This is a genomic window from Agrobacterium rubi TR3 = NBRC 13261 (genome assembly GCF_000739935.1).
Taxonomy (GTDB): domain Bacteria; phylum Pseudomonadota; class Alphaproteobacteria; order Rhizobiales; family Rhizobiaceae; genus Agrobacterium; species Agrobacterium rubi.
In genome coordinates this window covers 1-13,211 of the sequence record NZ_BBJU01000007.1, presented here as the reverse complement: position 1 = coordinate 13,211, position 13,211 = coordinate 1, and the positions used below count along the sequence as shown (strand labels likewise).

Here is a 13,211-nt window from a genome sequence, read left to right as displayed (position 1 = left end):
AGGAAAAACGCGACATGACGACTTTGATGCGCCAGGAAATCGATGAAATTCCAGATGCCATCGCGCGGCTTCTGGAAACCTCTTCGGCAACGCTGGGAGCCGCCGGAAACACTCTGAAAGAGCGCAATCCCGCCGTTATCGTCACCATTGCCCGCGGCTCTTCCGACCATGCCGCCTATTTCCTGAAATATGCCATCGAGCTACAGACCGGCATTCCCGTCGCCTCCCTCGGCCCCTCGCTTGCCTCCATCTATGATGCGCCGTTGAAGCTGGACCGCGCAGCAGCCCTTGCTATTTCACAATCGGGAAAAAGCCCGGATATCGTTTCACTTGCAAACAATGCAAAACGTGGCGGCGCACTCACATTCGCTCTGGTCAACACGCTGTCCTCTCCGCTGTCGGACGCGGCAACGCAGGCCATCGATATTCAGGCGGGGCCGGAAAAGGCCGTCGCCGCCACCAAGTCCTTCGTCAATTCCATCGTCGCGGGCCTGTCCATTCTGGCCGCAGCGACCGATGACAGGTTGCTGACCAAAGCCATCGCCGCACTGCCCGCAAATTTCGCAAAGGCCATCGCCCTCGACTGGAGCGAAATCGCACAGGCCATCAAAGGCGAGGATTCGCTCTATATGCTGGGCCGTGGTCCGGCGCTCGCCATTGCCTCCGAAGCGGCGTTGAAATGCAAGGAAACCTGCGAGTTGCACGCAGAAGCCTATTCGTCGGCGGAAGTCATGCACGGGCCTGTGTCACTCGTCGCACCGAAGTTTCCGATCATCGCTTTTGCGGCACGAGACCGTGCCGAAGCATCCGTTTCCGAAACGGCCAATGGCCTTGCCGAAAAGGGTGCGAATGTTTTCATGAGCTCTGCCAAAGCGACATCCGCAAAAGCCCTGCCCTTCGTGGAAACCAACCATCCACTAACGGACGCGCTTCTGCTGATCGCCCCCTTCTACGGCTTCATAGAAGCGCTGTCGCGGGCGCGTGGTTTCAATCCGGATGCTCCCGTCGCACTCAACAAGGTGACGCAGACACGATGACTGCTGCCAAGATCATCACCGGCGCGCGCATCTTCGATGGCGAAATATGGCACGACGGGAAATCGCTGATTGTCGAAGACGGCAAAGTCGCTGCGATTGCAGCATCCATTCCCGACGACGTCGAGATGGTCGACGCAACCGGCATGCTCGTCGTGCCCGGTTTTGTCGATCTTCAGGTCAATGGCGGTGGTGGTGTGATGTTCAACAACCAGCCGGATGTGGATGGCATCACACGCATTTGCGCTGCCCACGCCGCATTCGGCACGACAGCCCTTATGGTCACGCTGATTACCGACAAGCCTGATATCACCGAAAAAGCCATTGAAGCAGGCATTGCCGCGCAAGGGACACGCGTTCCGGGGTTTCTCGGGCTGCATTTCGAAGGCCCGCATCTATCCGTAGGCCGCAAAGGTACACACGACCCGGCCCTCATCCGGCTCATGGACGAAAGCGACCGCCAAAGACTTCTCACCTGCAAGCAGTCCCTTTCCCACATCGTAACGACGATAGCGCCAGAGAGCGTCAGCACCGCACAGGTCACGTCGCTCGCTGAAGCAGGGATCATTGTCAGTCTCGGCCATACCGATGCAACCTACGCAACGGCAGCACACTATGCTGGTGCAGGCGCGTCGATGGTCACGCATCTGTTCAATGCAATGAGCCAGCTTGGCAACCGCGAGCCGGGTCTTGTTGGTGCCGGTCTTCATGAAGACGCGTTTCATTGCGGCCTGATTGCCGATGGCTTCCATGTGGACCCTGTGTCCATGGCACTCGCGCTGAAAGCCAAGACAGGACCGGGCCGCATCTTTCTCGTGACGGATGCCATGTCCACCATCGGCACGGACGATACCGGCCTTGAGCTGAACGGACGACACGTTTATCGCAAGGATGGACGGTTGACGTTGGCAGACGGAACGCTGGCGGGTGCGGATATCGATATGCTCTCCTGCATTCGCTTCGCTCACGAACGCATCGGCCTGCCATTAGAGGAAGCCCTTCGCATGGCATCGCTCTACCCCGCGCAGGCCATCAAGGCGGAGACAAAAGGCCGCCTTCTGGCGGGATATGATGCGGATTTCGTGATGTTGAACGACGATCTTTCCATAGAGTCCACATGGATCGCTGGCCGGGCAGTCTTCAACGCCGCTTCTTCGGAGAATGGAAGACCATGATTGTTTGCTTCGATATCGGCGGAACGACGATAAAAGGCGCCATATCATACGCGCCTGATGATATTCGCCCTGCTCCGCGCATACCAACCCCTCGAGACAGCTTCGAGGAATTCGTGGCCGCGCTGAAGTCTGTCATTGCGCAAAGCGGTGAGAGGCCGGATTGCGTCTCGCTGTCCATCACCGGCGTCATCGATGCCGAAACCGCAAAGGCGACCGTCGCCAACATTCCCTGCATCCACGGACGCACACTGCAAGCCGATCTGCAAGAAGCGCTCGGCATACCGCTCGTCGTCTCCAACGATGCGGATTGCTTCGTCATTGCGGAATCGGAAATCGGCGCGGGTCGCGGCCATAGAGTCGTGTTCGGTGTCATTATCGGCTCAGGCGTCGGTGGCGGGCTGGTCATCGACGGCGAGCTCATCAACAGCGAAGGCGGCTTTGCGGGCGAATGGGGCCATGCGCCGGTCGCCGCAACCCTGGCTGGCGATCCACCCGTAACACTTCCACGATTCCGGTGCGGTTGCGGACTGGATGGCTGTGTGGATGCCATAGGCAGTGCACGCGGCGTCGAAAAACTGCATCAGCATCTTTACCAGATCGATATGACCAGCGAGGAAATCATCGATGCGTGGCAGGCAGGCGATGAGAAGGCAGCGCGTACCGTCGACATTCTGGTTGATATCCTCGCCTCACCCTTAGCAATGGTGGTCAACGTTACAGGCGCGACAATCGTCCCGGTCGGCGGGGGACTTTCCAATTCAAAACCGCTACTGGCATGCATCGATGAAGCCGTGAGATCGCGTATCCTGAGACGCTTCAACCGTCCGCTGGTCGTGCCCGCCGTTTGCCGCATAGAACCAGGCCTCATCGGTGCGGCTGTGCTGGGCCTCAAACACGCCGAAAAAATCGCCCGGATTTTCTGAAGCGGGCGTTGGCGTGTACCCCATAAACGCAAACCGAGTGACTACCACGCATTTGCCCCCAAAATAACTCGCCGCTCCAGACTACTCAAAATTCACGAGAAGCTCTGGCCACCTCCTGAAACGTGACAAATGCGGCGTAACGCTTCGCGTGAATTTCCGCTATCGGTCCCTCGACCGGATCGTAGATGCGGTCGACTCGGCAAAGACTTGTCATCGCCGAATGTGCATCCGCGAAAGCGCCACTGGCGACCGCGCCGAGGATGGCGGAACCGAGCAGCACTGGCTCTTCCGAAACCGTGGAGACGACAGGTATGCCACACGCATCGGCCAGAACCTGACGGACCAGATCGTGCTGACCGGCGCCTCCGCTTATGACAACGCGCTCGACATTCGCGCCTGCTTTTGCCTGGGCCTCGATGATTTGCCGCAGTCCATATCCGATACCACAAAGACCGGCGACGTAGAGTGCGACGAGGCTGTCGAAGTCACGATCCATGCCGAGGCCGGAAATCACCGCACGCGCATGCGGATCGGCAAAGGGCGCGCGGTTGCCGAGAAATTCGGGAACGACGTGCAGCCCTGTTGCGAGGTGAACGACGTTCGAAGCGCTGGCCGCACTTGCGACAGCCGTATCGGCAATCAGCACCGGCAACGGCACTCCGTGGTTTGAAGCCTTTATCTGCGCCTCCGTGGCTGCCGGATGGAATGAGAGCAATTGGTCAATTGCCGCGCCTGCAGCGCTCTGGCCGCCCTCATTGAGCCACATGCCCGGCACCATCGCAGAAAAATAAGGTCCCCAGACCCCCGGCACGAAGACCGGCTCCTTAGTCGAGGTCATGGTGCAAGAGGAGGTGCCAAAGACATAGGCAAGATTGGCTTCCGGGCTGCCACCAACACCTGCGGTTCCGATCCCGCCAGCATGGGCGTCGATCATGCCAGCGGCAACCGATGTACCCGGCAACAATCCCATGGCGGTGGCGGCCTCCTTCGACAAGCCCTGGCCAAGCGGCGTTCCCGGCTCGACAATGGTGGTGCCAATGCGGGCAAATTTCTCGTCAGCCAGTGTTCGAAGGCCGATCCTTTCGAAATAGCTCGCGTCCCATCTCTGCTCATGCGCCAGATAGGTCCACTTGCACGTGACGGTGCAGGTCGAACGGGCAAGATCGCCGGTCGCTTTCCATGTCAGAAAGTCTGCGAGATCGAAGAACTGCCATGCTGCATCGAAGGTTTTCGGTCGGTTTTCCTTCAACCACAGCAGCTTTGGCGTCTCCATCTCCGGCGAGATACGACCGCCAACATAGCGAAGTACGTCATGCCCGAAAGCATTGATCCGCTCTGCCTGCGCAACGGCACGGTGATCCATCCAGACGATGATGTTACGACTGTCGTCCTCCGAAGGACCCACAGCCAAAGGCTGCCCGCCTTCGCCCAGCACCACCAGCGAACAGGTCGCATCGAAACCAAGCCCGATCACGGCTGCAGGATCGACGCCACTCGAGCTGACTACCTCTCGCACGACTGCGCAGACAGTATCCCAGATTTCAGCACTCGACTGTTCTACGATCAAACCGGCTTCGCGAAACAGCGAAATGTCTCGCTTGGCCACTGCAAGCATATGGCCATTAAGATCGAAGAGGCCAGCTCGCGCGCTTCCAGTGCCGACATCGATGCCAATGAGGTAGCCCGACGCGGTGGTGTTCGCTGTATCGTTCATTGTGCTTGGGCCTCAAAACTCTTGTGATCGAAAGATGGTGGTTGGCGTCGATCAAAGATCGACGCTGTTCGGCAGAATGACGAGATCGCGGATGGTAATGTTGCGCGGTCGCGACAACATGAAGAGAACGGCATCCGCAACTTCCTTGGGCTGCATCAGGCTGCCATTGGCCAGCGCATCCTCCAGCTTGGCCTTTGGCCAATCATCGATCAATGCGGTAACCACCGGTCCGGGCAGCACAGCCCCAACACGCACGCCATGTGGGGCCACTTGGCGACGGGTGGAATGCACGAAGGCCTGGACTGCGAACTTTGATGCCGTGTAAATCGGCTCCCAGACGACGGGAACCACGCCGGCAATCGAACTGGTGAACAGGATGTCGCCCGACTTTTGAGCGATCATATGCGGAAGCACCGTATGCACCGAGCGGAAGGCTGCGTTGATGTTGAGGTTCAGCATACGGTCCCAAGCATCCGGATCGCCCTCAGCCACCGGTCCGCCGACATACGCACCGGCATTGGCGTGAAAAATGTCGAGCCCGCCAGCAACTTCCAAAATACGTGGCAGCATGGCAGAGACTTCCGGTCCATTCAGTAGGTCAACCACCAGAGGCTTGGCTCTGTCCCCGAGTTCGGCACACAGCGCCTCCAGTTTGTCCTTGGCGCGGTCGATCAATACGACGATTGCGCCTTCGGCCAGCAGAGTGCGGGCGCATTCCAGACCAATGCCCGATGCGGCACCCGTTATAGCGGCAACTTTACCCTTCATGAGTTCAGCCATCAGATTTCCTCCAATATGGTATTAGGCGCGGCCATGACTGACGCGGGATCGGCGTGCCAGCGAATCGACAATGACGGCGATTGCAAGCACTGCCCCGGTTATCATGTAGCGCAGCGATGAGTTGAGGTTGAGCAAGGTGAGACCATTGGAAATGGCCTGGATGACGATGATGCCCAGCAGTGCCGAGTAAGCGCTGCCACGCCCGCCGAAAAGGCTGGTACCGCCGATCACGGCTGCCGCGATTGCATTCAGGTTCACGTCACCGGTACCGGCCTGCTGGCTGGACGAAGCAAGGCGCGAAGCTGACAGCACACCGCCCAAAGCGCCAAGTGTTGAGCACAACATGAAAGCGCTCATATAAATCCGTCTAACATTGATGCCGGAGCGACGGGCCGCCTCCCTGTTGCCACCGACGGCAAACATTGATCGACCCCATTGTGTCTTGGTCAGCGCATAGTTGAGAATGACGGCCAATGCGACGAAAAGGCCGAACATGTAAGGCACGCCGCGGCCAAGATTCAGATAGTAGACTGCGAATTCAAAAATCACCGTCAGCGCGACAGCTTTGATCACCAAGCTGCTAAGCGGCTGTGCAGACAAATTGACCGATAGACGACGCTGACGAACAAGATAGCCCGTGACGACAAGCACCAGGCCTGGCATGAGAGCCAGCGAATACGACAGCCAATCCGGCATCACCAGAATCTGACCGAAACGCACCAGTGGCGAGGCATAGGGAAGATTGATGCTCCCCGTCGGGCCGAGGATGTAAAGCTGCAAGCCGAGCAAGGCCAGCAGTCCTGCAAGCGTTGCGACGAAACTTGGCATTCCCAAGCGGTTGTACATCAGGGAATAGAGCGCGCCGACCAGCGCACCAAAAACAAGTGCCGCGAAAATCGCGACCGTGATTGGCAAGCCAGTGTTGACCCACAATACGCCGATGATGGCGGACGACAGTCCGCTCATCGAGCCAACAGACAGGTCGATCTCTCCAAGCAAAAGTACGCAGACGATGCCAAGCGAAATGATGCCGACAGTGGCACAATCGAACAGCAGATTGACAAGGTTGTTCGGAGCCAGAAAAACCGGATTGAGGATGCTGAACACCGTAGAGATGACAATCAGGCCAACCGCCACGGGCAACATGCCGAGATCGCCGGAGCGCACGCGATTGAAGAAACCGCGAACCATTCCCGATATGCCGTCATCATGCTCGACGCGAACATCGCTGCGATCGAGAGCTGATGCTTTGCTGGACGTATTGTTCGACATATTCTGGCTCATAGGGTGCTCCCGGTCGTTTCCGTATGTCCGGTTTTGCGCTCATTGCGACGCGAGACCGAGTTTTCGGTCGCACCGGTGATGGATGCGACGAGCTCCTGATTGGAGGCGTCCGGCTCGAAGACACCGTTGTTGCGTCCCAGCCGCAGGACGACGATACGGTCAGCAACGGCGCGCACGTCTTCCATATTGTGACTGATAATGATGACGCCCAGGCCGCGATCACGCACACGCTCGATCAGGTTCAACACCTCGGCGGTTTGCGCCACACCAAGAGCTGCCGTCGGCTCGTCCAGCATGATGATTTTGGGGTCCAGGAGCAGCGAGCGCGCAATGGCAACCGTCTGGCGCTGCCCGCCGGATAATGAGGCGATAGGTTCTCGCACCGAGGGAATGCGGGCCGCCAGCTCCTTCAGAAGCGTCCAGGCGCGGACCTCCATGGCGACTTCGTCGAGGTTCCAGGGCGACATTTCGTGGCCAAGAAAAAGATTGGCAACGACATCGAGGTTCTCGCAGAGCGCCAGATCCTGGAAGACTGTCGCAATCCCGAGTTCCAGCGCGCGGCTCGGACTATCGAGCGAGACATTCTGCCCACAGAATTCAATTGTCCCTGACGTCGGTTGATGAACGCCCGCTAGCACCTTGACCAATGTCGATTTGCCCGCACCGTTATCGCCCACCAGCGCAACGACCTCGCCAGCCCGCACTTCCAGGTCGATATCGGTCAGTGCCGACACCGCACCGAATTTTTTGGAAATTTTGCTCAATCTGAGAAGTGTGCTCCCCTTCTCAGGGACGTTTGTATCTTCTTGCACCATGAGATGACGCTCTTTTCAGGTTCGCGGATATGTCCAGTCGGGTACAGACACCCGACCAGACAAATTGGAGGACTGTTACTGCGTGATCCCAAGCTTCTTGCAGCCAGTGAGATATTCGCCGGTGCAAACCTCCTGAACGGTCTGAATCTTCTTGTCGAAGATTTCCGCCTTGATGTTTTCAGCTGTGACAACGGCTGGAATGAAGAGCTCGGACGGCGTGTCGTATAGAGAGGTTTTGGCCTCCGGCTTCTCGCCCTTCAGAAACTGGACCGCCACTTTAGCGGCAGCAGCGGCAACGATTTCCGAAGGCTTGGAGATCGTATTGTATTGATCACCGGAAATAACGAGTTGCAGCGCCGCAATCGTCGCGTCATTGCCGGTCACCGGTGGGACAGGATTGACACCAGCCGCCTTGAAGGCAGCAATCGCACCGCCGCCCGTACCGTCATTCGCCGCAACAACGCCCTTGATATCGGCACCGAAACGGGTGATCTGGCCAGCGGCCCATTCCTGTGCCTTGGGCGGTGCCCACTCCGGCGTGTCGAATTCCGCCAGCGTCTTGTAGCCCGAGTCCTTCAGTCCCAGATGAACACCGTCGCGGATCAGTCCCGCCGCGGCATCCGTCGGCGAACCGTTTATCTGGAGCACGCCTGCGCCCGTCGGGACTCCGGTCGCCTTCAAATGTGCAACCAGCGACTTGGCGATTGCCTCGCCGATGCCCTGATTGTCGAAGGAAACGTAATAATCTGCCGGCTTGGCTGGAATGGGGCGGTCATAGGCAATGACCTTGACCTCTTGCGACTGCGCAATTTCCACCAGAGCAGCAGCGGCAGCGGAATCGACCGGGTCCAGTACGATCACCTTGGCGCCCTGAGCGATGACTGAGTTGAACTGCTGCTGCTGAAGTGCCGCATCGCCATTGGCATTCTGGTAGACCAGCGAGCATTTTGCGCAAAGTTTCGACATCTCGGCCTTGAAGCCTGGATAGTCGTGATTTTCATAGCGTGTTGAGGCCTGATCCGGCATCAAGAACGCGACGGTAGCCGCCTCCTGTGCGTAGGCAGAGCCTGCAAACACTGCACAAGCAGCAACCGACATCACCATCATTGAACGAAGTCTCATAGTCTCCTCCTTTTGAATTCAAAATTCTTACCGAGAGACGCGTTCCGGTTTCTCCAAACCTCGTCCGTTGCTGCCACGCACAGCAGAACTTCGATCAACTGCTTCCAGGGTGTTTCCCGGCGCTACAATCTGGAAATGAACTCGGATGCCTCCCGGCCGACCCTCCACAGTCAACCAATAACATCGATTGCGCATCTATGCTCAATCGATGAAGCATATTGCTCCATCGGCGTATTGATGTCAAGACTGTGTTTGAAAGGGGAGACAAAAATGAATCGCGACAAGCCGGCAAAAAAGACGACGATCTATGATCTGGCCGCACTTGCGGAGACCTCGGCCAGCGCAGTCAGTGCTGTACTCAATGGCAACTGGAAGAAGCGCCGGATCAGCAGCAATCTGGCCGAGAAGATCACCCAGATCGCCAAGGAACAGGGCTATGCAGTCAACATGCAGGCCAGCCTGTTGCGCCGAGAGAAATCCCATATTGTCGGCATGATCGTACCAAAATACGATAATCGTTATTTTGGATCCATTGTGGAAACGTTTGAGACGATGGCGCGAGAACGCGGCCTTTTTCCCATCATCACCTGCACGCGGCGCGATCCTGCGCTCGAGATCGAAGCAGCCCAAACACTTTTGTCATATCAGGTCGAATGGCTGATCTCGACCGGAGCGACTGACCCGGATCGCATCAGCGATCTCTGCAATCAGGCAGGCGCGCGGAGTCTCAATCTCGACCTTCCAGGCAGCAAGGCACCATCGATCATTTCCGACAACTTTGGTGGCGCATACGAACTGACCCGGCGAATTCTCGCCAATAGCAAACGCAAGCTGGGCTCAGCCCAACCCCTGCTTTTTATCGGCGGTCGCGCCACTGACCACAATACCGCCGAGCGTGTCCGTGGATTTCGCGCGGCCCATGACCACATCGGCATTCCCGTCGATGACACCCATATCCTTGCCTCCGGTTACGCGCCGGAGAAAGCCGAAAACTCCCTTCAGGCCCTTGCAGCATCTGGTGATCCGCTGCCCAGCGGGATGTTCGTAAACTCAACCATCTCGCTGGAAGGCGTGATGCGCTGGATCAAACGATCCGGATACTATCAAGACCGCACGCCGGTTATCGGCTGCTTCGACTGGGATCCCTTTGCCGCATTGCTGGGAGATGAAATCGAAATGGTTCGGCAGGATGTTCAAGGCATGTTGGACGCCGTATTCAAAATTATAGATGAGGGCACGGCAACTGAGTTGCTTGTGGAAATCCCGCCGATATTTATCGGCGCAGAGGAACTATAATTAAATTTCTATTGATCCACCCGTTATTCTGCCACTTCTCATTCCGCAAAGCGTACAAAATAATTATTCAAACGGCTGACCAAACCCGCGATCCGCTATTCCAAAACCTTGCCGTTGACCCAGGCTGATCAGGGCCGCAAATCTGCAGAATGCATCCAAGCCATGGTGGAAAATCGGGACAACACTGTGGAACAAGACATCTTTGTTCTTGCCTGTCGTGTCGGTTTATCTAAAACATTAAAGGAAACTTCACTAATGTAGGGCAACATTACATAGCTTTACAATCACAAGTTAGTCCCGCCGCAACATTCTGGGGCCACCCTTACCAATGTCAACTCCAATAGTCGCAAGAACCAGCCGGCAGGTCGCGTTTACTATTGCACAGTTTGCAAAAGCAACGAACCTATCCCTGCTGTCAATTGACAGTAAAGGCGATATCGAGTTCGCCAATCCGTCTGCATGCAAGTTGTTTGGCTACGAGCAATCCGAGATGATCGGGCAACCGATCATGATCATAATTCCGGAGCGACTGCGGGGCGCCCATATGGCCGGACTGCAGCGAGTGGCTGGGGGGCAGGCTCCGCACCTTGGAGGACGGCCGGTCGAAGTTTCCGCTCTGAAGAAAGACGGTACCGAGTTTCCCATTGAGATCACTCTTTCTGTCTGGAGCGGCAAAAGAGGGTTTTGTGCTGGCGCTATCATCACAGACATTAGCGATCGGCGGGAACGAGAAGTTAAGTTGTTGCGACTCGCCAGTCAGGACACGCTGACAGGGCTTTTAAATCGCCATGGGTTTTCTACCCTTCTTTCGGAATGCCTAGAGAGCGGCAGTGCAGCCTCGATCATTCTCCTCGACCTGGACGGGTTTAAGGAGGTCAATGACACCCACGGACATGTAGCCGGCGATTGCCTGCTTGAAGCTATCGGCGTCCGTCTTCCTAATATGCTTGGTCGCAACACCCATGTTGCTCGCATTGGAGGTGATGAATTCGCTTTGCTCCTTCAAGGTGTCAACGACCCGATAGAAGCGCACGCGCTGGCGCAAGCAGTTCTTAAAACATTGCGTAAACCGTTCGACTTGGGAGGACAAATCCACGAGATAGGAACAAGCATTGGCATCGCGCTTGCTCCTTCTCATGGAACTGACACCGAAGAGCTATTAGCAAGCGCCGATTTCGCATTGTATCGAGCCAAGGCGGAAGGCGGAAACGTTATCCGACTTTACGACCCCACGATGCGCAGTGAAACCGCTGCGCGCCGCGAGCTTCGTGATGAATTACTTCAAGCACTGCGTGGCGGCGAACTGGAATTATTCTATCAGCCTCAGGTAAACCTTCTGGACAAGAGAATTGTCGGGCTTGAGGCTTTGCTACGCTGGCACCATCCACAAAGGGGCCTGCTTTCGCCAGGGGCATTTCTTCCAGCGTTGGACCAGAGTACGTTGGCGCTAGAGATCGGGTGGTGGACGCTAGACAAAGCCGCCGAACGCGCTGGCGAATTGCGGGCGAACGGCCATGACATCAAGGTGAGCGTCAACCTATTCCCAGGCCAGCTGCGCGCTCCGAACTTGATTCACAAAATTGCAGATGCTCTTCAGCGCCATTCTGTGAAAGCAGACAAATTTGAGCTTGAGGTCACAGAGACCATCGCACTCGCAGATGATGATCGCTCCTTTGACGCCATGACGTTGGCTCGTGATCTAGGTGTTGGAATTGCGTTTGATGACTTTGGAACGGGGTACGCTTCCTTGAGTTCGTTGCAGCGCTATCCGATCACTACCCTCAAGATTGACCGTAGTTTCGTGCAAAATATCAACGAAAAGCCGGGTGATATCGCGATTACGCGCGCGTTGATTGGCTTGAGCCATGAAATGGGTCTCAAGACGATCGTAGAAGGGATCGAGACGCTCGAGCAGGAGCGGACACTCATCCAACTTGGCTGCTGTTTTGGTCAGGGCTACCTCTATGGAAAACCCATGCCGTTTCGCAAGATTGTCGATATTCTGGAACCGACCACCTTGCCCCCGCAAAAAATCTGGCCCGTCGCAAGCTAGGACCCCGCGGGCCTGATGTTCCGCCTCAATAAGGCAGAGTATCCATCAGCACCATGGAGGGCAAACTTTGTCTGCCATTCCTGGCCCCGTCGGGACTGATCGTTAAGCGTACCGACCAGAGCGAGGGGGTATCAATGTTCAGCGCTAGCTGTCGCCGATCGAAGTTCCTGGCCTTTATGTAATTGTATGTCAGAAGTTACGTTGGGAGAATTGCCGATTTGCCCTGCGGCGGCACCGAGGTGAGCTCTGTAGTATCTTTAGACTACTGGTCAATCGTATCCTCAAGCATTATCTTGACCGCATTTTTCAAACTTAATTTATGAGTTGAGAAGTGCAAAATATTGAAATCGTGTCATTTGGACAGATACAGCATCTGCTTCCGGATGATTGCTGGGCAAAGAGCCGCAACAACCTCAAACGAGAATATGACGACGAAAACGTCATATATATTCAGGGTGATGCGCATGTCTCGGCACTCGATCTCGATAATCTATCGAACATCACAGCGGGTTAACTGTCGGACGACACCTGGATTTTTCTCATTTTCGTAGAAGGCAACCTGACAGTCGACAGCTGGATCGGGAACAATGATACGGACGGCGCACCCGGTATTATCGTCAAAGGCAATCTGCGGTCAAAGAATGCCATTTTAGGCGGGCAACAGGTGTATGTTTGCGGCGACATGGTCGTAGATGAATTTTTTTGGGGCGAATATAACCATGGTGATCTGATCGTGGTTGGCGATACGTCTGCAGCACTCTTCGTCGCCACCGAACAATACCATTTTGATCTTCGTGGGAAAAAATCTTTCCGGCATGATTGATCGGCGACGGCTCAGGTGAGTCCGGCTGGAAGTTCATAGATTTCGATACGATGTCGAAATTGATCGTGCCGGTGTGCTTGTCAGATGATCCTGATCTCGAAAACATCCTGTCAAGGCAACAGGTGCTGGACCAATTCAGGAGCGGAAAATCCGTCTTGCGTATCGCGGGACCCGTACAGCAACCCGTAGCCG

At 56.2% G+C, this 13,211-nt stretch carries 12 protein-coding genes; 7 read left to right on the top strand and 5 right to left on the bottom strand.

Annotated elements, in window-relative coordinates; translation table 11 throughout:
- The first annotated feature begins 14 nt into the window (after window positions 1-14).
- From RRU01S_RS04630 to RRU01S_RS04620, 3 genes are read left to right on the top strand one after another with little or no spacing between them, the layout of a single operon-like run.
- The gene (locus RRU01S_RS04630) at window positions 15-1,037 is read left to right on the top strand and encodes an SIS domain-containing protein (protein ID WP_045229099.1); all 1,023 of its coding nucleotides are present in this window, start codon (window positions 15-17) and stop codon (window positions 1,035-1,037) included.
- Complete coding sequence (gene nagA / locus RRU01S_RS04625) at window positions 1,034-2,209, top strand: N-acetylglucosamine-6-phosphate deacetylase (RefSeq protein WP_045229098.1); 1,176 nt, start codon at window positions 1,034-1,036, stop codon at window positions 2,207-2,209. The genes RRU01S_RS04630 and nagA overlap by 4 nt, the downstream gene beginning before the upstream one ends.
- Entirely contained in the window at window positions 2,206-3,132 is a 927-nt protein-coding gene (locus RRU01S_RS04620; RefSeq protein WP_045229097.1) for an ROK family protein, read from the top strand. Before nagA ends, RRU01S_RS04620 begins: the two co-directional genes overlap by 4 nt.
- A gap of 85 nt (window positions 3,133-3,217) precedes the next feature.
- Here the strand turns inward: RRU01S_RS04620 and RRU01S_RS04615 are convergent, their stop codons facing one another.
- The 5 genes from RRU01S_RS04615 to RRU01S_RS04595 form a co-directional block, all read right to left on the bottom strand.
- The gene (locus RRU01S_RS04615; RefSeq protein WP_045229096.1) at window positions 3,218-4,846 is read right to left on the bottom strand and encodes an FGGY-family carbohydrate kinase; all 1,629 of its coding nucleotides are present in this window, start codon (window positions 4,844-4,846) and stop codon (window positions 3,218-3,220) included.
- Window positions 4,847-4,897: 51 nt separating this feature from the next.
- A complete protein-coding gene (locus RRU01S_RS04610) occupies window positions 4,898-5,626 on the bottom strand; it encodes an SDR family oxidoreductase (protein WP_045229095.1) in 729 nt (242 codons plus the stop codon).
- Window positions 5,627-5,647: 21 nt separating this feature from the next.
- On the bottom strand, window positions 5,648-6,910 hold the full coding sequence (locus RRU01S_RS04605; protein ID WP_045229094.1) for a sugar ABC transporter permease: 1,263 nt from the start codon (window positions 6,908-6,910) through the stop codon (window positions 5,648-5,650).
- Window positions 6,907-7,725 carry an ATP-binding cassette domain-containing protein gene (locus RRU01S_RS04600; RefSeq protein WP_045229093.1) on the bottom strand — a complete coding sequence of 273 codons (819 nt, stop codon included), beginning with the start codon at window positions 7,723-7,725 and terminating at the stop codon, window positions 6,907-6,909. Before RRU01S_RS04600 ends, RRU01S_RS04605 begins: the two co-directional genes overlap by 4 nt.
- Window positions 7,726-7,800: 75 nt before the next feature.
- Complete coding sequence (locus tag RRU01S_RS04595; protein WP_045229092.1) at window positions 7,801-8,847, bottom strand: ABC transporter substrate-binding protein; 1,047 nt, start codon at window positions 8,845-8,847, stop codon at window positions 7,801-7,803.
- Window positions 8,848-9,117: 270 nt separating this feature from the next.
- Between RRU01S_RS04595 and RRU01S_RS04590 the strand changes: the two genes are divergently transcribed.
- From RRU01S_RS04590 to RRU01S_RS26360, 4 genes are all read left to right on the top strand, one after another.
- Entirely contained in the window at window positions 9,118-10,143 is a 1,026-nt protein-coding gene (locus RRU01S_RS04590; RefSeq protein ID WP_045229091.1) for a LacI family DNA-binding transcriptional regulator, read from the top strand.
- Between the two features lie 328 nt (window positions 10,144-10,471).
- Complete coding sequence (locus RRU01S_RS04585; protein ID WP_045229090.1) at window positions 10,472-12,196, top strand: putative bifunctional diguanylate cyclase/phosphodiesterase; 1,725 nt, start codon at window positions 10,472-10,474, stop codon at window positions 12,194-12,196.
- 331 nt (window positions 12,197-12,527) lie between these two features.
- The gene (locus tag RRU01S_RS04580; protein ID WP_045229089.1) at window positions 12,528-12,710 is read left to right on the top strand and encodes a hypothetical protein; all 183 of its coding nucleotides are present in this window, start codon (window positions 12,528-12,530) and stop codon (window positions 12,708-12,710) included.
- Between the two features lie 305 nt (window positions 12,711-13,015).
- Window positions 13,016-13,211, top strand: a 196-nt coding sequence (locus RRU01S_RS26360) for a hypothetical protein (RefSeq protein ID WP_045229088.1), incomplete at its 3' end; no start/stop codon positions are given.